Below are 22,461 nucleotides of genomic sequence, written 5' to 3' on the forward strand. Positions count from 1 at the left end.
TTTCAAATACTATTTAGGGGGAGACTGGAATGAGAATAGGTGAATTTGCCAAAAAATATAACCTTACTATTGATACTATTAGGCACTACATGGATATAGAACTTCTTCTTCCGGAAAAAAGTGGAGGACATTATTTCTTTGGAGAGAAAGAAGAAAAGGATTTAAAAGAAATTCTACAACTAAAAGAATTGAAATTTACATTATCTGAAATTCAGAGAATCATTGGATATTCAAGACTATCTCAATTAAGATATAAGGAAGATAAAATTTATATTAGAGGTATTTTACTAGATAAAAAAAATATTTTAGATGAAGAGAAACGCGGAATTCAAAAGGCATTAGAGATATTAAAAAACAGAATTAATGAAATCGATAATATTGATGAAATCGTAGAGAGTAGTGGAATTAAAACAGGAATTCATATATCATTTATCCAATACCTTAGCTGTCCTATATGTGATATGCCACTAGAATTAGAGGATGGAAAAGTTACAAGTAATATGATAATGGAAGGATATTTTAGGTGCAAATGTGGTTATAGCGGTAATGTAGAAGATGGAATTTATGTATCTTTAGATGATGAAGATAGAAAAAAGATTCACAAAGAGAATTTAGATAGTACAGTAAAACCAGCTGCTACATTAGGGGAATATGTGGAGGGAACAGATGCTTCTCTGATAAATCACATATATAAGTCTATAGATTCAATTATTAATTTTATGGATATAGATGCTTTGGACAATAAAATAATACTGGAGCTTGGAACTGGGTCAGGTTTTTTTATGAGACAATTTTTGTCCTATATAAAACCAAATAATATTTATATAGTAACAGATCATGATATTGATAGAATTAGGTTTATAAAGGCGTATTTAGAGGAGCATTTTTTAGATTGTAAATTTGTTTTTATTTGTTCTGATCTTAGTAAATTACCTATTAAGAATGAAAGTGCCGACTACATTGTAAACTATTTGACTTCTTTAAACTATAGCTTAAAAAATGACCAATTTTTAGATAATATATTAATTCCTAAAATAAGAAAGGGAGGCAAATTAATAGGATGCTCTTATTATGTAAAATCTGGCTCTAAGATATTAAGATCTGTACCACCTACTTCTAGAAAGTTTTTTGAAGAAAGAGCATATAAAACCGAGATAAAAAACTTAGCATTGAATAACATTGAAGTAAAGGAAATAGGAGACATTATTGTAGAATCTAAGTACGAAGTTATGATGGAAGGACACGAATTTTACACCCTTGTCTACTGTGGAGAAAAGTAGAACATTTTAAAATAATATACTCTTATGGAAATATGGTGTTAACACTATATTTCTATTTTTTATGGTGAAAAAAATAGAGTAATTAGTATTGTGCTTGTGTATGCACCTCAAATTAAAATATAAGTAAGAAAGAAATTGTAGTATTAAGAATAAATCTATGGAATATTTTAAGATACAATTTAAAAAATTATAAATTTTAATTTGGAGGTAATATTATGGAAGCTAGGCAAGATATAGGACTAGAAAAGTCAACTACTTCAGATAAAGCTAATTTAATTTTATTTGTTGCAGGAAAGTTTGTTTCACTTTTTGGAACCTTTATATATAGTTTTGCTATTGGCCTATACGTATTAGAAAAGACAAGCTCAGGATTGTCCTTCGCTAGTAGTATTATTTTTAGTATGCTACCTAGAGTTATCTTAGGCCCTATTGCAGGGGTAGTGGCAGATAGATTAGATCGTAAAAAGATTGCGGTCGGGATGGATTTTATATGTGGTATATTGATGTTATCATTTTTTATATTGAGTAAATTTGATGGAATAAAAATTCACTATGTTTATCTATTTTCCTTCTTATTGTCAACAGCTAATGTATTTTTTGATGTGGCTATGGAAGCTAGTAAGCCAAACTTAGTTGATAATAAAAACTTAACTAGACTTAACTCCTTATCTCAAAGTATAACATCTATAGCGTCTATTAGTGGACCATTTTTAGGTGGTATAGTATACGGGTTTTTTAATATACAGGGTTTTCTATTTTTTAATGGTATTTGTTTTATTTTATCTGCAATATCTGAGGCCTTTATAGATTTTGAATATAATAGACCAAAGGAGCAAAATAAGGAGAGAGAGACCAGACCTATGTTACAAGAGTTAAAGGAAGGGGTTCAATTTTTTAGAAATAACAAAGTGTTATTTAGCATTATGTCTTTTTCTTTGCTTATTAACTTTGCAATGCAGCTTTCGATTACAGTACCACTACCCTATATACTAACAAATACTTTAGAGCTATCTTCTAGTCAGTATGGTACTGTTAAGGGGTTTTGGCCTGCGGGAATGTTAGTAGGTTCAATACTATTATCTTTTTTACCCCAACGGGATAAGATATTTAAACAAACAGCTGTACTGTTTACTATATTTATATGTATACTAATGGCTGTAGCACTGCCTGTAATACCAATATTTAGTGGATATTCTAAGGGTGTATACTTTGTTTATTATATAATAGTTATGGGACTAGGGGGTATGGTTGTAGCATTTATTGATATTCCTATTATGGTGGTTTTTCAAAGACTTATACCAGATGAAGTTAGGGGTAGAGTACTCAGCTTAATAGGTACTATGGCTGTAGGTATAGCTCCTATAGGGCTATTACTAGCAGGTATTTTAATAGATCATATTCCTACATGGATTTTACCCATATGTGCAGGAGTATTATTAATAGTAAAATTGATTTCTTTTATAAAGGATGAGGAATTAAAAAAATTACTGTAGTTAGCCGATGAGAGAGTTAATTATTTTAGAAAATCTAAAAAAGTATGGAATAAACAAACCTAAGTTCTAAAATTTTTAAGAACTTAGGTTTTTACCATTTAGTATATACCTTGAACTTTGATAATAGTCTAAGTATGTAGGATATAGATAATTGGAACAAATTTAATAATACTTCGTCTAATTATGTAAATTTAAAGTGAGGTGTGAATATTATGAAAAAGATAATTAGCATGAAAAAATTATCAATACTATTTATTTTATCTATCATAGTACTTATGGTAGCTTGTACTGGAAACCAAGATGCTGATATAGCTGAACAAGAGAAGCCTAAAGGGGATAATCATTCTGTAAGTACTGAAAATCAAGATATTCATACAGTTGAGGCATATGTGACAGTTATTGAAAAATTATATAAAGAAGATATTGGTCTTAATAGCAATATAAAATATATTGCTGTTGATACATCACTAATAGTAAATTTAACAGATGAAGGAAAAGCAGAATTACTAAAGAAACTTGAAAGTTATGGTTTTACTGTTTTGAATATGACCTTTGAGGAACTTAAAAAACAAGGATACATTAAAGATCTATATTTTGAAGAAGGGATATTATTTAAAATTAAAGATAAACCTATAAAAAATAATTCTATAACTATGAATATATCTAAGTGGCGTTCAGGTCTTGGTGCAATTGGCTATGACGGTTTAGTTATAGAGTATAGAAATGATAAATGGGAAATAACGAAATTAGGGGATGCATGGATAAGCTAAGGTATAAATATATTTCTGATTTTTTAAATAAGGTATGTGGCGAAATAAAATATAAAGACGCACATGTAATTATAAGTATAATAGTTATAGAATTAGCTGTTACTCGTATGTTTTTGACAAGACCAAAAATTAATCATCTGTACTGTAGATATTTAGTAAGTTCAATAGTACCAGTATTTTCACTACAAGCACTGGCAAGATTAAGTTAGATGATATAATAATTTTTAGACGGATTTATATTGCAAAGGTTAAATATATATGGTAATATGGCATTAACTTTAATGAATGGAGGGTTGCTTAAAAATGTGTGGAATATTTAGATCTCGATTTTATACTTTATGTAACTAATTTAATAGTGCTTAAAGGCTCTACCTATGTGTAGAGTAAACGGGATTGGTCTGCCTATTTTTAAGAAAACCTTACTAATGATATAGATGCATGAAAATTGTTAAGAGGGAGGGAGAAATCTACCCTCTTTTTGTGTATCTAAAAATAGAATATGAATAAAAGAAGAATAAGTTAAACTTTTATAAAATAAAGATGTGACTATATTATATTTATTCTTGCTCGTTTTTCATAGGTATCAATAGGAAGTTTTCCATTTTTTGCAACATATCTTCCGTTTACTCAATACACAGGTAGAAGCCTGTGTTTTTTTATTGTGAATACAACAAGGTTCCCGGGACCCATCAGCAATCTTTGATTGCGTTGATGGGTGGGGTTCTTATTATATTTGAATGGAGGAAGATATATGGAGCAAAAACAAAAGGCAATAATAGCAGGTATTAATGTTAATAATCAGAAAAACTTTATAGATTCAATGAAAGAATTGTCTAATCTAGCAGATGCATGTGGCATCGATATAGTTGGCGAAGTTACTCAGAACTTGAATCGAGTTAATAAATTACATTATTTAGGTAAGGGGAAGATTCAAGAGGTATTAACATTACTGGAAGATAAAAATATAGACCTGGTAATTTTTAATGATGAATTAACACCTTCACAAATTCGTAATCTAGAGGAAGTTTTAGAATGCAGAGTAATAGACCGAACTGTTTTAATTTTAGATATTTTTGCTAAGAGGGCTAGAACGAAAGAGGCACAGCTTCAGGTAGAAATAGCAAAATTACAATATAGGCTGCCCCGGTTAATTGGTATTAGGGAATCCTTGGGTCGCCAAGGAGGAGGTAGTGGTCTTAAAAATAGAGGTGCTGGGGAAACAAAACTAGAGCTTGATCGCAGAAAGCTTGAAGATAGAATAAGCGGATTGCATAAAGAACTTGAAACACTAGTGGATCAACGTCAAAATCAGCGAAAAAAACGTAAAAAAGTAGAAATACCTGTTATTGCCTTAGTAGGATATACAAATGCAGGTAAGTCAACCATTATGAATGTTATGATAGATTTATATAATTCTTCAAAGGATAAACAAGTATTTGAAAAAGATATGTTGTTTGCCACATTAGAAACATCTGTTAGAAATATTAAATTACATGATAACAAATCATTCTTGCTAACTGATACGGTAGGATTTATAAATAAATTACCTCACCAACTTGTAAAAGCATTTCGCTCAACTTTAGAAGAGGTTGCAGAAGCTGATATATTAATTCATGTAGTTGATTATTCTAACTCTAATTATAAACAACAAATTGAAGTAACAAATGAGACGTTAAAAGAGTTAGGTGTGGAAAATATTCCAGTTATATACGTCTATAACAAAATAGATTTAGTAGATGATGAAATATTAAGAGAAAAGGATTGTGTATATATTTCTGCTAAAAATAAAATAGGAATAAATGAGTTAGTAAATGCAATTTGTGAAAAAGCTTTCACAGAGTATATACACTGTGAGATGTTAATTCCTTATAACAAAGGGAATACACTATCATATCTTAGAGATAATGCCAGTATCATTTCAACCCAATATAAGGATAATGGAATATTAATATCTCTGGAATGCAAGGAAGCTGATTATGAAAGATATAAAGAATATTTAACTAGGTAAAAAACAAATGAAGTGTAAAAGATAAATAAAAATATGATAGGATGTGGTTTGAATGAGTAGAACAAAAAAAGAAGTAATTGAAATAGCAGAACAACATGGTATACAGCTAAAAGAAGATACTTTAGTATTCAATGAATCTGGTCTTGATTTTCAGGTTGTGTTTGCTGCTGATTGTGAAGGAAACCATTGGGTATTGCGTTTTCCTAGGCGTGAAGATGTTATGCCAAGAACGAAAGTCGAGAAAACTGCATTGGATATTGTGAATCAATATGTTACTTTTGAAGCTCCAAATTGGTCAGTTTATACAGATAAGCTTATTGCTTACAAGATGTTAAATGGTGTACCAGCAGGAACAATAGATCCTGAAGCAAAAGCTTATGTTTGGGAAATCGATGAAAAAAATGTACCAGAGTGTTTTTACCAGACACTCGGGAAAGTACTGGCAGAGCTTCATAGCATTCCACATGAAAAGGCAATTGAAGCAGGATTAGTTGTCCATACGCCGGAGGAGGCAAGAAGGTCAATGAAAGAGCGTATGGACGCGGTGAAGGCAAAGTTTGGAGTTGGGGAGTCTCTATGGAACCGCTGGCAGACATGGTTAAATGATGATGAAATGTGGCCGAAGAAAACAGGATTGATTCATGGGGATATGCATCCAGGGCATACTTTGATTGATAAGGATGGAAATGTAACTGGTTTAATAGATTGGACGGAAGCAAAGGTGACGGATGTATCGAATGATTTTACAGTTTATTACAAGATATTTGGTGAAGAAGGACTATGTTCTCTTATTAATGCATATAAGGAAGCTGATGGATATTGTTGGCCGAAGATGAAGGAACATATTATTGAGTTAACTGCTGCTTATCCAGTTGCAATCGCTGAATTTGCTATTATATCAGGGCTTTCTGAATATGAGCAGATGGCTAAAGAAGTGTTGAAATAAGAGTAAATTAAGGAGAAATAATTATGACTGTTGAAAGAATTATAGATAAAGTAGTTAAAGAACTAAAATTTCAATTGATTATCCAGTATGGTTTAATAGATGGTACTTACTAGGGAAAATAAGGGTCCTTAGTAGCAGGAGAAATGCTAGAGAAAGAAGGGCAGAACATGAAAGAAAATAAATATGATGACATTCAATTTTTCAATCAATATAAGCAAATGGCACGTTCTGTTGGAGGTTTGCAGGCGGCAGGTGAGTGGCATGAACTTCAAAAAATGTTGCCAAATTTTCAAAACAAACGAATTTTAGACTTAGGATGTGGCTTTGGCTGGCATTGCCGCTATGCAGTTGAGCAGGGAGCTAAGTCGGTTATTGGAATCGATCTTTCAGAAAAAATGTTGAAAGAGGCGCGTAAAAAAACGACTTCCCCACTGATTGAATACGTGCATATGCCCATTGAGGATATTGATTATCCGAAAGATAGTTTTGATGTAATAATTAGTTCACTTGTATTTCACTATATTGAATCTTTTGAAGACATCTGTAAGAGAGTAAGCAGTTGCATTGTCAGCGGTGGGGATTTTATTTTTTCAGTCGAACATCCTATTTTCACTGCACAGGGAAATCAACAGTGGTATTATGATGCAAACGGAAAACCTTTGCACTGGCCAGTTGATTATTACTTTGAAGAGGGAGTTCGTAAAGCAGTATTTTTGAGTGAGGAAGTTATGAAATATCATAAAACACTAACAACCTATATAAATACACTTATTCAATATGACTTTGAGATTGTTAAGCTACTAGAACCTAAGCCAGCTGATTACCTAATGAATGAACCTGGAATGAAAGATGAACTGCGCCGTCCGATGATGCTGCTAATAGCAGCACGTAAAAAATGACAAGTTTGAAAAGATTAAAAAAATCCTACTGATTAGTAGGATTTTTTTATATTAATACCTTGACAGAACAATAAATTAAATATAATCTATACATAGATATCCGATGTATAGATTAAGGAGGTATACTAGTGAAGATTGATAAGGATCTTATGAAAGGTAGTACAACAATGCTAATACTTAATTTACTTAGTACTAGCGATATGTATGGTTATCAGATGGTAAAGGAATTAGAGAAGCGCTCTGACAATACCTTTACATTAAAAGAGGGAACTATGTATCCAATTTTACATTCCTTAGAGAGTGAAGGTATGGTCGAATCCTATTGGGATGATGGTACTTCTGCCCGCAAACGAAAATATTATCATATTACAAATAAAGGGCAAAAACTGCTAAATGAGAAGAAAAAGGAGTGGGAGGTTTACAGTAGTACTGTAAATAAGGTGATAGGTGGTGCTTGCTTTGAGTAAATATATTTCTGACTTTTTAAATAAGGTATGTGGAGAAATAAAATATAAAGGGGTACATGGAAATATTTCTACAGAACTGCAAGGACACATCTATGAAATAATGGAAAATTACATTGAAAGTGGAATGGATGAAGATATGGCAATACAAAAAGCAGTGGATCAAATGGGGGACCCTATTGGAATAGGTAAGGAGTTAAATAAAACTCATAGGCCTAAAACAGAATGGTCAATAATATTATTAATTGGCGCTATGGTTCTAATTGGTGGTATTACCTTATTTTCAGTTGCAAGTGACACAGCTTCATCAATTAATTTTGATCAATTTTTTAAATCTTACTTAGTTTATACATTAATAGGAATTGGAGCATTTATATCTTGTTACTTTTTCGATTATACTAAGCTTGAAAAGTATTCAATTTATATCTTTATATCAATTATTGCCTTTTTATTTGCAAGTGCAATATTTGGACGTGAATTAAGCGGGACACAATTTATAGGAATTGTAAAAATTAGATTTGCATATTCTACTATAGCACTGCCATTTTTTCTTACATCATTTTCAGGACTTGCAAATAAGTGGTCTACTGGAAGTATAAAAGATATGTTAAAACTATTAACATTAGCGACCTTAGCTGTCATATGTACGCTTTATATATCCTTCACAACTGCTATATTTCTTAGTGCAGGATTTTTAATTATTATTACAAAAGCAATTTTAAATAAAGGATTTAAAGGAAACAGAAAAAGATTTCTATTTTCAATTTATGGTGGAATAATTACATTAATAAGTATGTTATTATGGGTAAATAATGCAGTAGGATCAAATTATAAGGCTACCCGATTATTTATATTTTTAAATCCTGATTTAGATCCTTATGAAATAGGCTTTATTAGTATCCTTTTAAAATATATGATGCTTCCAAATGCTAAACTATTTGGAAAAAGTGACAATTTATATTTTAATCACCAAGGAGTTGATAGAATAGCATTACCTGAAGCAAATACAGATTTAGTTTTTGCCTATATTGTTTCCGCATTTGGTTGGATAGTAGGAATTATAACTATAATAGTTATAGTATTAGCTGTTACTCGTATGTTTTTAGCAGTACGAAAAATTAATCATCAGTACGGTAGGTATTTAGCAAATGCAATAGTATCAGTATTTTCACTACAAGCACTGGCAAGTGTTTTAATTAATACAGGTAGGTTACCTATTTCAAGTTTTTCTCTCCCATTCATTTCTTATGGTGGAATTAATTTTGTTATAAATATGGCTTTAATGGGGTTATTACTGAGTGTGTATCGTAGGAAGGACCTAGTTACAATAGAGAAAGGATATTGTCAGAGGTTAGGCAGTTAAATATACTACTATTTACAAGATTAGTGAAATAGAATTAATAAATAATGTCTAAGATTAAATTAATCTTAGACATTATTTAAGTTACTTGCAAAATATGACATAGCCTCTAAAATGAAATTAAATGGATTTAAGATATAGATTCAAATTTTTTAAACTTATTCTGTTACTAATTTACTAAAGTCATAATAATTATCAGTTTCCCTTTTAGTTTATGCATTTTCATATGATTCACTAGTAAGGCCCTTTTCACGCCACTTACCTTTTTTATAGAAAAATGTAGTTATAATTGCTCCCATTGTCCAAGAAACCAGTAAAGAGACAAAGGTGGATTCAGGTCTTCCTGTGGGATAGGCCTCACTTCTTGTTAAATAGGCAATACTGTAGGCTACAGGTACACGAATAACAATAGTATTAATAAGTGAAATCCACATAGGTGTCATTGTATCGCCTGCACCTCGCATAACTCCGAATAAACTCTGGGTTACAGCCATAGCAATATAACCTACTGCGAGGATTCTCATCATATGCATACTTAAATTAACTAGCTCTGAGGTATCGGTAAAAACCCTTACAAGATATTCACCAAAAATTAAAATCAAGATCGTTATTACCGTAGAAACTCCAACAGCAATCATAAGACCATGCCTAGTTCCCTTTTCTACTCTATCCATTTTTTTAGCTCCGATGTTTTGTCCAGTATATGTAGTCATTGCAGTTCCAAAAGAAAAATTTGGCATCATAGCAAATCCATCTACACGCATAACAATTACATTACAGGCTATAACCATTTCTCCAAAACTATTAGTTAGTGATTGCACAACAATCATTGCAAGAGAGAATATTGCCTGTGTAATACCTGATGGTAATCCAAGTTTTATTAATCTATAAGAATATTCCTTATTTAATTTTAGCATTTTACGATTTAAATCAAAGTTACTCTTCATTCTTATTAATTTAAAAATACAAAGTATTGCTGATATACCCTGTGCTATTACAGTTGCCAGCGCAACACCTGGAACTCCCATGTTAAATCCTGCAACGAACCAAATATCAAGTATTACATTTAAGACTGTAGAAATAAGCAAAAATACGAGGGCTGATATGGAATCCCCAAGACCACGTAGGACACCAGCCAAAATATTATAATAAGCAAAACCTGAAATACCTATGAAATAAATAATAAGATAGTCGGTGCACCAATCAATAATACTATCTGGTGTATTAAGGAAAGAAAGCATAGGACGGGTGACAATAGGACCAATAACCATAATTATTATTGATGCAATAGCCGTAAGGGTTATACATGTACCAATGGTATGGGAAAGCCTTTCTCGATCCTTAGCCCCAAAATACTGTGATACCATAATACCAGCACCTACTGATATTCCTACAAAGAGCACAAGTAAAAGATTTAATATGGGGGATGCACTACCAACAGCAGCAAGTGCGTTGTCACCCACATATTTACCAACAATAATAGAATCAGCAGTGTTATAGAATTGTTGAGCAATATTACCAATTAACATGGGTATTGCAAACTCTGTTATCCGTTTCCAAGGCGTGCCCTCGGTTAAATCTTTGGGAGAAAATAATTTGTTAAATTTCGCCATATCCCTACCTCCTAACTGAACTTAACAATCTGTAAAAATATATGATAAACTACCCCTAACATAAATAATGTTTAGGCTATACTAATTATCATATCTTGTAAATTTGAATACATCAAGATTAAGTTAACTCGTTGTGCTAGTTAATTTTATAGTTAAAAGTTACAAGTGAAAAACTCAGTATGTTATGTTAACCTAATATTTCTTATAGTGGAACTAATTTTGTTAGAAATATGGCTTTAATGGGGCTATTGCTGAGTGTGTATCGTAGGAAAGACTTGGTTATGATTAGATAAGGATATTCAGAAGGTACAAATATCTAAATAGACTATTTTTAACAATATTATTAGAATAGAATTAATAAATATGGTATCATTAATATAAGCTAATCGGAAAAGCAGGATGCGCATATCACTTTTAGTAGATTTTACTTAAGCGTAAATATCAATTTAGATGATATAATAATTTCGAGGTGGAGATACCATGGATAAAGAGATATTAGAGTTACTAAGAGCTATGCAATCGGACATGCAAGGGGTAAAAACAGAACTACAAGAAATGAAATCAGAGATTCAAGAAATGAAGCTGGATATACAAGAAATGAAAGTAACTCAACAGAATCATACTAAAATGCTAGGAAGCATAACTGACGAAGTAGTAAGATTAAGGGAAGATGTTACAGTTTTAAAAGAAGATGCTTTAGTTTTAAAAAGAGATACTGCGATTATAAAAGGAGATACAAAAGAATTAAAAACTGATTTAAGTCTTGTTAAGGTTGCAACAATAAAACACTCTTACGAAATAGAGGATCTAAAGGCTATTCGATAAAAGAAAATATGTATATAGTGAAGGAAGATATGAAGCATATAGCAAATATACCGGAAATGATATTATTGTTTTAACTAAAATAATAAAGAAAAAATAGCTTATACTTACATATAAGCTATTTTTTCTTTATAGTTTAGGCAGTTTCATAAATTTTAAATATCCAAGGGCTCTAATCCAATAGTTTATCTAGAAAATTTATACTTTTTTCTAATAATTCATTTGTACTAGAGCTTTTTTCTATTCTATCAAAGTCATGTATATCAGAAGATACAAGAAATAACTCTGAATTAGGAATTAACCTATTCAAGGATTTAGATTCATCAACTGGTACATCAGAGTCGTAGAAGCCATGGGTCAGAAATAAAGGCGGGTATTTATTTGGATCATCAAGTCCCCTTAGGGAGTATTTTAATAATAAATATTTTATCGGTTCATCATAGATTAGTGATAACCAATTACCACTTTGTCGAGCATACACATAAAGAGAATAACGGGTATCTGCAGACTTATCCTTTTCAGATAACATATTACTTACTGAATTATGGTCTAATTTAGGAAGTTTGTTGTAATAGGGATTAGGTTCAGTTGCCCAGAAATTTTCTAAAAGACCATATCCATAATAGGATAAGATCCCAAAGGGATTTTCCACGTATTTCTCCTTTCCAGCTAATAAGCAAAGATAGGCACCAGCGGATCTACCCCATAGACAATAGGGGATATCAGAATTAAAAATATCATGCCTATTGTCAAGATACCAGTTAATGCTGGATATAACGTCTGATAGTATATCGGGTATTTTAAACTCAGGTGCTAATCTATAATCGAAAGAAATAATTGCATAGTTATTCTCACAAAGTTTCTTAATATGAGTTTGTGGTAAATCATTTCTATTTCCAAATAATAAACCTCCACCATGGAAATATAAAATTACAGCCTTAGGCTTTTTTTGTTTTTGCCTATAAAGGGAGGCATATAAATTTTCCCTATATAGATAATTGTTTATTTCAATATCAATTTCATTAAAAATACAATTTATCATTAATCTACCACCCTATTATATATTTTGTATATTTCAAGTATATAAAAAAAATTTATTTTATCATTGTACAATATTGACAAAAATCAGAATAATTATTATTCAATATAGACATAGCTAATGTTAGCTGAATTATATACTATGAAAACAAGCCTTATATAGAGTTTTATTTAAACTGAAAGGATGGAGAATATGAATATAAGTACAAATGAAATCAGTGAGATTATGAATTGGATATCTTCCTATGGCTTACTTGAAACAGGAGGAATAACTAGACTTTTATATTCCCAGGAATGGATGGATGTGCAAAATGGACTAAAAGAGAAATTTGAAAGTATCGGTATGAAAGCAAATTTTGATGAGATTGGAAACCTTATTGGACATTTATCAGGTTCAGAAAATTCAGAGGAAACCATTGCTACAGGTTCCCATATCGATACTGTTGTTAATGGTGGTAAATTAGACGGACAGCTAGGTATATTCGGAGGATTTTTAGCAGTGAAACATCTTCTTGAAACATATGGACAACCTAAAAAAAATATTGAAATCATTTCTATGGCAGAAGAGGAAGGAAGTAGATTCCCATATGTATTTTGGGGAAGTAAAAACCTATTAGGCTTAGCTAATAAAGAAGATGTCCTTAATATAACTGATCAAGATGGTATTAAATTTGTTGATGCTATGCATAAACACGGATTTGACTTTAAGTCTGATAACAAATCATCTTTATCTCATGTAAAGGCTTTTGTAGAGCTTCATATTGAACAAGGGAATGCTTTAGAGATGGAAGAAAAGTCTGTAGGTATCATTACAGATATCGTTGGGCAAAGAAGATACAATATTACATTAAAAGGTGAAGCAAATCATGCAGGTACTACTCTTATGGAATACCGTAAGGATGTAATTCAAGTATTTGCAAATATTGTAACAGAATCAATTAATAAAGCTAAAGAAAAAGGAAATCCACTTGTATTAACCTTCGGAAAAATTAATGTTAAACCGAACACTGTAAACGTAGTGCCAGGTTTTGCAGAGTTTACTATGGATTGTAGACATACAGACGGTAGCTTCTTAAAAGAATTTACTACAGAAATTGAAGAAGATATGAAACGTATAGCTAAGGATGCAAACGTTGAAATTGAAATTGATAGGTGGATGGATGAGGAACCTGTTCCAATGGATAAAAACGTTATTAGTATGATTGAAGAAGCATGCAAGGCGAAAGGTTTAAATTATAAATTAATGCATAGTGGTGCTGGACATGACTCACAGATTATTGCACCACATATTAAGACAGGTATGATATTTGTTCCAAGTGTTAAGGGAATCAGTCATAATCCAAAAGAGTTCACAGAACTTGAAGACTTAAAGCAAGGCATAGAAGCATTGGCAGCAGCAATTTACAAATTAGCATACTAAATAAGGGGGATATTATCATGCAAGATAATAAAGATGTTAATGTATTGCCAAAGAATTATTGGAAGACTATTGTTTTTACATTCTGTTTGGGTTGGGTTGTTATTTGGATCTATAGGGCTATGTTATCACCAATTTATTCAGAAATTCAAGGTACTATAGGAACTCAGACGAATGCAGCCATGGGTCTAATCGCAAGCTGTTATTTCTTCGGATATACATCTATGCAGATTCCTTCAGGTTTCCTAGTCGATCGATTTGGTCAAAAAAAGGTGTTGATTCCAGGATTTATTCTATTTGCATTAGGTGCATTTTCTATTTCTCAAGCGACAAATCTAATGATGATTTATGTTGGTAGTGTATTTGCAGGGGTAGGTTGTGGTACTTATTATGGAGCAGCATTTTCTCTAACTGCACAACACGTTCCAGCAGAGAAAAAAGGTTTATCAACAGCGATCGTAAATAGTGGATCAGCATTGGGTATGATTATTGGTATGACAGGTTCAAGTTATGTAGTAAAAACTTTACAACTACCTTGGCAAACCATGGTTATAATCTCAGCTTCTTTGATAGTTTTACTAATCATATGGTTCGCTGTAGCTATTAAAAATACATCTGTAGTTAGAAAAGCTAAGGTTGACGAAGTGGAATTAGTAAATGAAGATATTAAAAAAGGTTCACTATTCAGTTTAAGGATGATTTCTTGCTATCTTTTATACTTTACAACTTGTTACACATATTACCTAATAGTAACATGGTTACCAAAATTCCTAGAATCCGAAAGAGGGATTTCAGGTGGAATGATAGGTCTAATAGTATCTATGATTTCAGTAACAGCAGTTCCAGGAGCACTGTACTTTGCACATATGTCAGATAAAAAAAGAGATAAAAAGTCTATAATAATCAGTGGGTTAGAAATAGCTGCCTTTGTCCTAATCGCATTGTCTATGAAGGCACCAAATGCAACATTTCTAGCTATTATCCTACTATTATATGGATTTTTAGGAAAAATGGCAGTTGATCCAGTTTTAATTTCTTTTATATCTGATAATGCAAGTAAGAAAGATCTTGCTACAAAATTAGGTATGTTCAATTTCTTCGGAATGTCATCATCTATAATAGCACCTGCTTTTACAGGTTATATAATAGATAAAACAGGCTCAGGTGAGTTAGGTTTTTATATTGGAGCAGGATTATTGCTTATAGGTACAACTGTATTTATATTTGTAAATGCTAAAAAACATAAGGAACAAGTAGCTTAGTTCATTAAAAATATTGTCTGAGGAGGATGTTAAATTGAGTTATAAAAATGGAGTAGTAGGATATAGAGAAGGTATATTAGCAAATCGATCAATTGTAAAAAAGGATAATTATGCATTAATTGAACCTGATGGAATTGTTAAAAATGCAATTGTAGGATTTGAAAATTGTGATGTTACAATTCTATCTTCACCTAAAATTGGTGCAAGTTTTGTAGATTATTTATTGACTATTAAAGAAGATGGAAAAAATCATTTAGGCTTTGGAGGAGAAGGCATAGAGGTTTTCTTCTATATATTTGAAGGAAATGTAAAAGTATGGAATGATGATAAGTCTGAAAAATTAACTGATGGTGGATATATCTTCAGTCCTGCTGGAAAGAAATTATATTTTGAAAATATAGGTGATACCCCAGCAAAAGGATTTTTATATAAGAGACTTTATGATAGGATCGAAGGTTATGAAGCTCATACAGTAATTGGAAATAGTAATGATCTAGAAGAAATACCATATGAAGGTATGACAGATGTAATAATAAAAGACTTTTTGCCTGCTGCAAATAACTTTGGATTTGATATGAACTTCCACATTTTATCATTTAAACCTGGAGCAAGTCATGGATATATAGAAACCCACTTCCAAGAGCACGGCGCTTATATTTTCTCTGGACAAGGAATGTATAACCTTGACAATGATTGGGTACCAGTGGAAAAAGGAGATTATATATTTATGAGTGCATACTGTCTACAGGCAGCATATGGCATAGGAAGAGATGAAAACTTTGCCTATATTTATTCCAAAGACTGTAATAGGGATGCTAAACTGTAGACGCCCTTAGGAGGCTAAAAGGAGGCCAAAATAATGAAAGTTAATGAAAATAAATTAAAGGATTTAATGAAAAATAAATTTATAAAGGCAGGGCTATCTGAAGAACATTCAGAAAAAGCAGCTGAAATTTTAACATGGGCAGACGCCAGGGGAATTCATTCCCATGGTGCTGTTCGTGTAGAATATTATTCCGAAAGAATTGCAAAGGGTGGAATTAATACAAATCCAAACTTTAGATTTGAAAAGACTGGACCATCAAGTGGCGTTTACTATGGAGACAATGGAAATGGTTTCGTGGCAGCTTCTAATGCTATGGATGAAGCTATTAAGATGGCTAAGGAATCAGGTATTGCCGTTGTAGGAATTAAAAATATCTCCCATAGCGGAAGCCTAGGCTACTATGTAGAAAAGGCAGCTATGAATGACCTGGTAGCAATATCAGTATGTCAATCAGATCCAATGGTTGTACCATATGGCGGCAGTGAGCCCTATTATGGAACAAATCCAATCGCCTTTTCTGTACCAACTTCAGATGAAAGAAGAGTTGTATTTGATATGGCAACTACTGTGCAAGCTTGGGGTAAAGTCCTACATGCTCGTTCTAAAAAAGAACCGATTCCAGATACATGGGCAGTTGACGAAAAAGGAAATCCAACTACAGATCCAAGTAAGGTAAATGCATTGGTTCCAATTTCAGGTCCAAAAGGATATGGATTAATGATGATGGTGGATATTTTATCCGGTGTAATGCTAGGATTGCCATTTGGTAAACATGTATCCTCAATGTATGAGGATTTATCAAAAGGAAGAGATCTTGGACAGCTGCATATTGTAATTGATCCATCAAGATTTGTAGATATAGATATATTCAAACGAAATATGTCTACAGTTTTAAATGAACTTAGTGAAAGCAAACCTGCCCCAGGAGTTGATAAGGTTTATTATCCTGGTGAACTTGGCTTATTAAGAAAGAAAAAATATGAAGATGCAGGTGGAATAGAAATAGTAGATGATATCTATGAGTATTTAATTAGTGATGATATTCACTATGACAGATACGACCATAAAAATAAATTTGCTGAATAGGAAGTGGTTTAGACATGTTAAGAACCTTTATAAAAAAAGGAAGTTATCAGGATTCAGTAGTTTTAATGCTACTTACAAGTAAAATATCTTCCATAGAGGGAGTAAATAAGGTATCTATAATGATGGGTACACCTGCCAATAAAGATATTTTTAAGGCAGGGGGAATGGAAACTGCTGAATTAATGGAAGCAAGCTCTAATGATATGGTAGTAGTCGTAGATTCTGATTTAGAAAATATTGAGGAAATATTACAAAAAGAAACAGATGAATTTTTAAATAAACAGTCTTCAAAATCTGGGGGAGCAGAAGATAAATCAGCAAAGTCTTGGGAACAAGCGTTAGATATATTACCTCAAGCAAATCTAGCTGTCATATCTATTCCAGGAGCTTATGCTGCAATGGAGGCTGATAGAGCTTTAGATGAAAACTTAAATGTATTTATGTTTAGTGATAATGTGTCATTAGAAGATGAAGTTCGTTTAAAGAAAAAGGCACATGAAAAAGGACTAATGGTGATGGGACCAGATTGCGGTACAGGTATAATCCAAGGTATTCCAATTGCATTTGCCAATTATGTTGAGAAGGGAAAGATTGGAATAGTTGGTGCATCAGGTACAGGTATTCAAGAATTAACTACAATTATAGATCGACTTGGTGAAGGAGTAACAAATGCAATTGGAACTGGAGGAAGAGATTTATCTACTACAGTCGGTGGGATTACAATGCTTGATGCTATCAATGTACTGGAGCAGGATCCAAATGTGGAGGTTATGATAATAGTATCAAAACCACCAGCGAAACAAGTCAGAGATAAAATAGTAAAAAGACTAGAAAGTGTTGAAAAACCTGTAATTACACTATTTTTAGGAGAGAAACCTGAAACTCATGAAAAAGGCTTCTATCATGCATATACCCTAGATGAGGCAGCAAGAATAGCTGTAAAACTTCTAAGAAATGAAGCAATAGAGCTAGAAGATTATGTAGTTAATCAAGACGGTGGATTTAACAAGACTGAAGAAATGACTATTAAGGCATTTTATTCAGGAGGAACCCTTGCAAATGAGGCAGCTGTATTGATTAAAGATACATTGAAATTATCCTCAAGTTTTGAAAAGAGAGAAGGCTATATTTTAGATATTGCCGGACATGAAGTAATCGACCTAGGGGATGATATTTATACCCAAGGTAAGCCTCACCCTATGATTGATGCTACTACAAGAGTTGAATACATGAAAAAGGCTGCAAATGATAAATCCACAGGTGTTATTTTATTTGATATAGTTCTAGGATATGGCTCACATATTGATATGGCTAATGAACTATCTGATGGTATTAAATTATTACAGAAAAAAGCTGAAGAAGAAAACCGAAAACTTTATTTTGTAACTACTATATGCGGTACGAAGAAAGATATTCAAAACTATGATTATCAGAAGAAACAAATGGAAGATTTAGGTGTTATAGTATGTGATAGCAACAAAGCTGCTGTAGAAATGGCAATGCATCTTATTGGATATAAGTACCAAGAATTAAGTAAGGAAATACTGCCAAGGAAAGTTAAAAAAGACAATAATCCAGAGGTATCTGAGAAATTGAAGGAATTGATTGCGCATAAGCCTAGAGTTATAAATATCGGATTAAAGAGTTTTTCTGAAATCTTAGAGGACTTTAAGTGCGAAGTTGTTCAATACAATTGGGCACCACCTGCTGGTGGCGATGTTAAATTAATTAAGGTATTACAATTTCTTAGAAGCTATGGATTATAAGAAAGGGAGAATTACTATGAACTATAAAACAATAGATGAAGCAAACCAGGCGGTTATCCAAAAAATTGTAGCTGCTGTACCCGTAATCTTAGACGTTGTACCAGCACATACTGTAATTAAGGAACTGGAAAATAAGAAGGTTTTATTACATGCAGGACCCCCTATTCTGTGGGAGAATATGACAAGCCCTATGCAGGGTTCTTGTATAGGTGCAGTCCTATTTGAAGGATGGGCTAAGGATGAGGATGAGGCTCGTGAATTATTATCATCTGGAGGAGTGGACTTTATTCCATGCCATCATGTAAATGCAGTAGGACCAATGGGTGGTATAACTTCTGCACATATGCCTGTGTTTGTAGTAAAAAATACAACGGACGGGAATTATGCATATTGCTCACTAAACGAGGGAATCGGTAAGGTGCTAAGATTTGGAGCATATTCTGAAGAGGTAGTAAATCGATTAAACTGGATGCGTGATGTACTTGGACCTGTGCTTGGAAAAGCACTACGTACCTTTGAAGGTGGATTAAGTGCAAATCCAATTATTGCAAAATCAATAGCTATGGGAGATGAATTCCATCAAAGAAATATAGCTGCATCACTAGTATTTTTAAAAGAAATAAGCCCAGTAATTACAAGGCTGGATATTAATGACACAGAAAAACAAGAGGTAATTCAATTTTTAGCTGATACAGACCAATTTTTCTTAAATATTATGATGACTTGTTCAAAGGCAATTATGGATGGGGCAAGAATGATAGAAGAAGGTACTGTAGTTACAGCAATGTGTAGGAATGGAGAAAACTTTGGAATACGAATAAGTGGTATGGGTGATGAGTGGTTTATTGCGCCAGTAAATACTCCACAAGGATTATACTTTACAGGATATGATAGTGAAGATGCAAGTCCTGATATGGGGGACAGCGCCATAACAGAGACATTTGGAGTAGGTGGAATGGCAATGATAGCAGCACCAGCTGTTACTAGGTTTGTGGGAACTGGTGGCTTTGATGATGCTAATAGAATAAGCAACGAAATGTCAGAGATATGTATTGGTTACAATCCAAACTTTATAATTCCTACATGGAACTTTAAAGGAATTTGTCTTGGAATAGATGCTAGAAAAGTAGTTGAAAAGGGTATCACTCCTGTAATAAATACAGGTATTGCACATAAAATAGCAGGTTTTGGTCAGATAGGGGCAGGTACAGTAAATCCACCAATCGCTTGCTTTGAAAAGGCTATTGTAGCCTATGCAAAAAAATTAGGATTTAAAGAATAAAATAGGAAAGAGGAGATTGTAATGAAGGTATTGGAAGGAAAAAAGGCATCAAAACAAATACTTGAATTACTATCTCCTGGTTTCTATAGGATTCATAGCAAATTTAAAAATGGAATAAATATAGAGATATGTGGTAAACTTGGCTTTATTGGTATGGGAAATACTAATATTCCACCTATTGGAGTGTCGCTAAAAAGTGATGGGGATAATGATTTCACTGATATTGGCATTGATCACTTATATTGGAATGAAAAACTTAATAGATTTGAATCAAGTGAAATTATTATTGATTTAAGCAATATTGATGTGATAGACAATAGACTTTCTGGCAATTTAAATATGATTACTCTTAATAATTTGGAAAAAATTATAGAGATTGTGGATAGTGACATAGTTACAGGATTTGGGAAGACAATTGGATATTTATCAAGTATAGAGGATGACTTTGTAAAAGATTTGTGTTTGAAATTTAGGTGCTTAAATCCCATTGAGATTGAGAATATATTGAAGAAATGGATTGGAAGAGGAATTGGATTGACCCCTTCTGGAGATGACTTCTTACAAGGAATATTATATATAAATGAGATGGTTCCCATCCTAGGAATTGAATTTATAGAAATATTAAAAAATTTAATTAATATTGGTGAATATACAACTGATATTAGTAACAACTACTTTCAATGTGCTCTTTGTAAAATGTATTCAAGTACATTAATATATCTTCAGGACGCTATTAGTATAGGTGATTCTAAAGCAATTAAAAAATTTATAGATGAATTATTGGAATTTGGGAATACCTCAGGATCAGATATTTTAGCAGGAATTTTAACAGGAATAAATTATGCACTAAGATATCATATATAAATATTCATATAAAAAATATAAGTCGGAATTTAAGATGGAGATTCTAATGAAAAGAAAAAAACTTTCAACAATAAAACAAATTCTAATTTCAATGGTTATTGGGATAATAGCTGGAATGTTACTTGGAGAGAATGCAAGAAGTCTTAAAATCATAGGGGATATTTTCTTAAGATTGATTCAAATGTCAGTGGTCATTCTAATAATGGGTGCAGTTATAGAAGCAGTAGGAAATTTAGATACAAAGGACCTAGGAAAACTTGGAATAAAGATGATATTTTGGTTCATGTTTTTCACTATTATAGCAGCTACTATAGGAATAGGATTAGGTTTACTTTTAAAACCTGGGGCTGGCGTACTGTTTGAGGCCAGTGAATCAGTAGTAGAGCAGCCTATACAAGAACTTAGTCAAATAATAGTGGACTTTTTTCCCACAAATATAATTGATTCCATGGCAAGTGGAAATATGATTCAAGTAATAGTATTTGCTATATTATTTGGTGCAACTCTAAGCACCCTTAGAGAGAAGAAGATGTCAAATATGATTCTTGATTGGGTAAAAGATTTAAATGTAGTTATCATAAATATGATCAGTAAAATTATGGTGATTGCACCTATAGGGATTGGTGCACTTTTAGCATATACAACAGGAACAATGGGTATTGGTGTAATACTCCCATTGATGAAATTCTTAATTATATTCGGAATTGGTACCATTATCCACCTTTTTATAAGTGTTATATTAACTGCAATATATTGTAAGGCAAGTCCTATACGTATAGCAAGAAAGCTTACAAATATGACAGTTATGGCATTTACCACCACCTCTTCAGCTGTAACATTACCAATAAAAATGAAGGACAGTGAAACAAAACTAGGTGTAAGTAGTAGGATTTCAAATCTTGTAAATCCTTTGGCCATGACACTAAATAGTAATGGACTATCTATGTTTTTAGCATTAGCATGCATTACGGTAGCACAAATATATAAAATAGAAATAGACATCCTATCCATTATTAAAATCATAACATTATCTACATTAGCTTGTTTAGGAACAGTGGTGGTTCCTGGCGGAGGATTAGTGGCATTAGCTATTGTAATGCCAAGTATAGGATTACCACTAGAGGGTATTGTTCTTATGTCTGGTATAGATTGGTTTTCAGGAATGTTTAGGACAGTATTAAATGTTGACACTGATGCTTTGATTTCAATGCTTATTGCAAAGGATACGAAAGAATTAAATTATGATATACTAAATAGCGATTAGG

20 protein-coding genes are annotated in these 22,461 nt (G+C 32.3%); 18 read left to right on the top strand and 2 right to left on the bottom strand.

All coding sequences use genetic code 11. The features are described 5' to 3' along the window. Positions 1 to 29 precede the first annotated feature (29 nt). The 9 genes from KQI88_RS00250 (at position 30) to KQI88_RS00290 (ending at position 9,223) form a co-directional block, all read left to right on the top strand. A complete protein-coding gene (locus tag KQI88_RS00250) occupies positions 30 to 1,280 on the top strand; it encodes a MerR family transcriptional regulator (RefSeq protein ID WP_216414364.1) in 1,251 nt (416 codons plus the stop codon). A 215-nt stretch (positions 1,281 to 1,495) separates the two neighbouring features. Continuing rightward, positions 1,496 to 2,773: an MFS transporter gene (locus KQI88_RS00255; RefSeq protein ID WP_216414365.1), complete on the top strand. Its 1,278-nt coding sequence runs from the start codon at positions 1,496 to 1,498 to the stop codon at positions 2,771 to 2,773. A gap of 212 nt (positions 2,774 to 2,985) precedes the next feature. Further along, positions 2,986 to 3,543: a hypothetical protein gene (locus KQI88_RS00260; RefSeq protein ID WP_216414366.1), complete on the top strand. Its 558-nt coding sequence runs from the start codon at positions 2,986 to 2,988 to the stop codon at positions 3,541 to 3,543. Next, positions 3,531 to 3,752: a hypothetical protein gene (locus KQI88_RS00265; protein ID WP_216414367.1), complete on the top strand. Its 222-nt coding sequence runs from the start codon at positions 3,531 to 3,533 to the stop codon at positions 3,750 to 3,752. Before KQI88_RS00260 ends, KQI88_RS00265 begins: the two co-directional genes overlap by 13 nt. Before the next feature lie 542 nt (positions 3,753 to 4,294). Beyond that, positions 4,295 to 5,551 (top strand): GTPase HflX, encoded by a 1,257-nt coding sequence (hflX, locus tag KQI88_RS00270; protein ID WP_216414368.1) that lies wholly within the window; start codon positions 4,295 to 4,297, stop codon positions 5,549 to 5,551. 52 nt (positions 5,552 to 5,603) lie between these two features. Next, a complete protein-coding gene (locus KQI88_RS00275; RefSeq protein WP_216414369.1) occupies positions 5,604 to 6,497 on the top strand; it encodes a macrolide 2'-phosphotransferase in 894 nt (297 codons plus the stop codon). A gap of 167 nt (positions 6,498 to 6,664) precedes the next feature. Beyond that, complete coding sequence (locus KQI88_RS00280; protein ID WP_216414370.1) at positions 6,665 to 7,396, top strand: class I SAM-dependent methyltransferase; 732 nt, start codon at positions 6,665 to 6,667, stop codon at positions 7,394 to 7,396. 128 nt (positions 7,397 to 7,524) lie between these two features. Further along, a complete protein-coding gene (locus tag KQI88_RS00285; RefSeq protein ID WP_216414371.1) occupies positions 7,525 to 7,863 on the top strand; it encodes a PadR family transcriptional regulator in 339 nt (112 codons plus the stop codon). After that, positions 7,847 to 9,223: an FtsW/RodA/SpoVE family cell cycle protein gene (locus tag KQI88_RS00290; RefSeq protein WP_216414372.1), complete on the top strand. Its 1,377-nt coding sequence runs from the start codon at positions 7,847 to 7,849 to the stop codon at positions 9,221 to 9,223. Before KQI88_RS00285 ends, KQI88_RS00290 begins: the two co-directional genes overlap by 17 nt. Positions 9,224 to 9,432: 209 nt before the next feature. Here KQI88_RS00290 and KQI88_RS00295 read toward each other — a convergent pair whose 3' ends face one another. Further along, positions 9,433 to 10,833 carry an MATE family efflux transporter gene (locus KQI88_RS00295; protein WP_216414373.1) on the bottom strand — a complete coding sequence of 467 codons (1,401 nt, stop codon included), beginning with the start codon at positions 10,831 to 10,833 and terminating at the stop codon, positions 9,433 to 9,435. A gap of 480 nt (positions 10,834 to 11,313) precedes the next feature. On the opposite strand from KQI88_RS00295, the gene KQI88_RS00300 reads away from it, so the two are divergent. After that, positions 11,314 to 11,658, top strand: coding sequence for a hypothetical protein (locus tag KQI88_RS00300; protein WP_216414374.1), 345 nt, complete (start codon positions 11,314 to 11,316; stop codon positions 11,656 to 11,658). A gap of 169 nt (positions 11,659 to 11,827) precedes the next feature. On the opposite strand, the gene KQI88_RS00305 is transcribed toward KQI88_RS00300, so the two are convergent. Continuing rightward, a complete protein-coding gene (locus KQI88_RS00305; protein ID WP_216414375.1) occupies positions 11,828 to 12,697 on the bottom strand; it encodes an alpha/beta hydrolase in 870 nt (289 codons plus the stop codon). Positions 12,698 to 12,886: 189 nt separating this feature from the next. Between KQI88_RS00305 and allC the strand changes: the two genes are divergently transcribed. Genes allC through KQI88_RS00340 form a run of 8 tightly spaced genes read left to right on the top strand, consistent with a single transcriptional unit; the run spans position 12,887 to position 22,460 of the window. Next, positions 12,887 to 14,113, top strand: coding sequence for an allantoate deiminase (gene allC / locus KQI88_RS00310; RefSeq protein WP_216414376.1), 1,227 nt, complete (start codon positions 12,887 to 12,889; stop codon positions 14,111 to 14,113). 17 nt (positions 14,114 to 14,130) lie between these two features. After that, positions 14,131 to 15,372 carry an MFS transporter gene (locus KQI88_RS00315; RefSeq protein WP_216414377.1) on the top strand — a complete coding sequence of 414 codons (1,242 nt, stop codon included), beginning with the start codon at positions 14,131 to 14,133 and terminating at the stop codon, positions 15,370 to 15,372. A gap of 34 nt (positions 15,373 to 15,406) precedes the next feature. Further along, on the top strand, positions 15,407 to 16,198 hold the full coding sequence (gene allE, locus KQI88_RS00320; protein ID WP_216414378.1) for a (S)-ureidoglycine aminohydrolase: 792 nt from the start codon (positions 15,407 to 15,409) through the stop codon (positions 16,196 to 16,198). Between the two features lie 33 nt (positions 16,199 to 16,231). Continuing rightward, entirely contained in the window at positions 16,232 to 17,284 is a 1,053-nt protein-coding gene (gene allD / locus KQI88_RS00325; RefSeq protein ID WP_216414379.1) for an ureidoglycolate dehydrogenase, read from the top strand. Between the two features lie 14 nt (positions 17,285 to 17,298). Continuing rightward, positions 17,299 to 19,050 (top strand): acyl-CoA synthetase FdrA, encoded by a 1,752-nt coding sequence (gene fdrA, locus KQI88_RS17920; protein WP_246579066.1) that lies wholly within the window; start codon positions 17,299 to 17,301, stop codon positions 19,048 to 19,050. 16 nt (positions 19,051 to 19,066) lie between these two features. After that, positions 19,067 to 20,332, top strand: coding sequence for a YlbE family protein (locus tag KQI88_RS17925; RefSeq protein WP_246579067.1), 1,266 nt, complete (start codon positions 19,067 to 19,069; stop codon positions 20,330 to 20,332). Positions 20,333 to 20,353: 21 nt separating this feature from the next. Further along, positions 20,354 to 21,196: a DUF2877 domain-containing protein gene (locus tag KQI88_RS00335; protein WP_216414380.1), complete on the top strand. Its 843-nt coding sequence runs from the start codon at positions 20,354 to 20,356 to the stop codon at positions 21,194 to 21,196. Between the two features lie 46 nt (positions 21,197 to 21,242). Next, complete coding sequence (locus KQI88_RS00340) at positions 21,243 to 22,460, top strand: dicarboxylate/amino acid:cation symporter (RefSeq protein ID WP_216414381.1); 1,218 nt, start codon at positions 21,243 to 21,245, stop codon at positions 22,458 to 22,460. Position 22,461: the final 1 nt, after the last annotated feature.

This window comes from Alkaliphilus flagellatus (genome assembly GCF_018919215.1).
Classification (GTDB): Bacteria; Bacillota; Clostridia; order Peptostreptococcales; family Natronincolaceae; genus Alkaliphilus_B; species Alkaliphilus_B flagellatus.

Bases quoted from the DNA above. Each gene is read 5' to 3' on its own strand.
- KQI88_RS00315 (WP_216414377.1), top strand. From the start codon at position 14,131: ATGCAAGATAATAAAGATGTTAATGTATTGCCAAAGAATTATTGGAAG.
- KQI88_RS00265 (WP_216414367.1), top strand. From the start codon at position 3,531: ATGGATAAGCTAAGGTATAAATATATTTCTGATTTTTTAAATAAGGTA.
- KQI88_RS00260 (WP_216414366.1), top strand. From the start codon at position 2,986: ATGAAAAAGATAATTAGCATGAAAAAATTATCAATACTATTTATTTTA.
- allD (WP_216414379.1), top strand. From the start codon at position 16,232: ATGAAAGTTAATGAAAATAAATTAAAGGATTTAATGAAAAATAAATTT.
- KQI88_RS00250 (WP_216414364.1), top strand. From the start codon at position 30: ATGAGAATAGGTGAATTTGCCAAAAAATATAACCTTACTATTGATACT.
- KQI88_RS00340 (WP_216414381.1), top strand. From the start codon at position 21,243: ATGAAAAGAAAAAAACTTTCAACAATAAAACAAATTCTAATTTCAATG.
- allC (WP_216414376.1), top strand. From the start codon at position 12,887: ATGAATATAAGTACAAATGAAATCAGTGAGATTATGAATTGGATATCT.
- KQI88_RS00275 (WP_216414369.1), top strand. From the start codon at position 5,604: ATGAGTAGAACAAAAAAAGAAGTAATTGAAATAGCAGAACAACATGGT.
- fdrA (WP_246579066.1), top strand. From the start codon at position 17,299: ATGTTAAGAACCTTTATAAAAAAAGGAAGTTATCAGGATTCAGTAGTT.
- KQI88_RS00335 (WP_216414380.1), top strand. From the start codon at position 20,354: ATGAAGGTATTGGAAGGAAAAAAGGCATCAAAACAAATACTTGAATTA.
- KQI88_RS00255 (WP_216414365.1), top strand. From the start codon at position 1,496: ATGGAAGCTAGGCAAGATATAGGACTAGAAAAGTCAACTACTTCAGAT.
- KQI88_RS00305 (WP_216414375.1), bottom strand. From the start codon at position 12,697: ATGATAAATTGTATTTTTAATGAAATTGATATTGAAATAAACAATTAT.
- KQI88_RS00295 (WP_216414373.1), bottom strand. From the start codon at position 10,833: ATGGCGAAATTTAACAAATTATTTTCTCCCAAAGATTTAACCGAGGGC.
- KQI88_RS00280 (WP_216414370.1), top strand. From the start codon at position 6,665: ATGAAAGAAAATAAATATGATGACATTCAATTTTTCAATCAATATAAG.
- KQI88_RS17925 (WP_246579067.1), top strand. From the start codon at position 19,067: ATGAACTATAAAACAATAGATGAAGCAAACCAGGCGGTTATCCAAAAA.
- hflX (WP_216414368.1), top strand. From the start codon at position 4,295: ATGGAGCAAAAACAAAAGGCAATAATAGCAGGTATTAATGTTAATAAT.
- KQI88_RS00300 (WP_216414374.1), top strand. From the start codon at position 11,314: ATGGATAAAGAGATATTAGAGTTACTAAGAGCTATGCAATCGGACATG.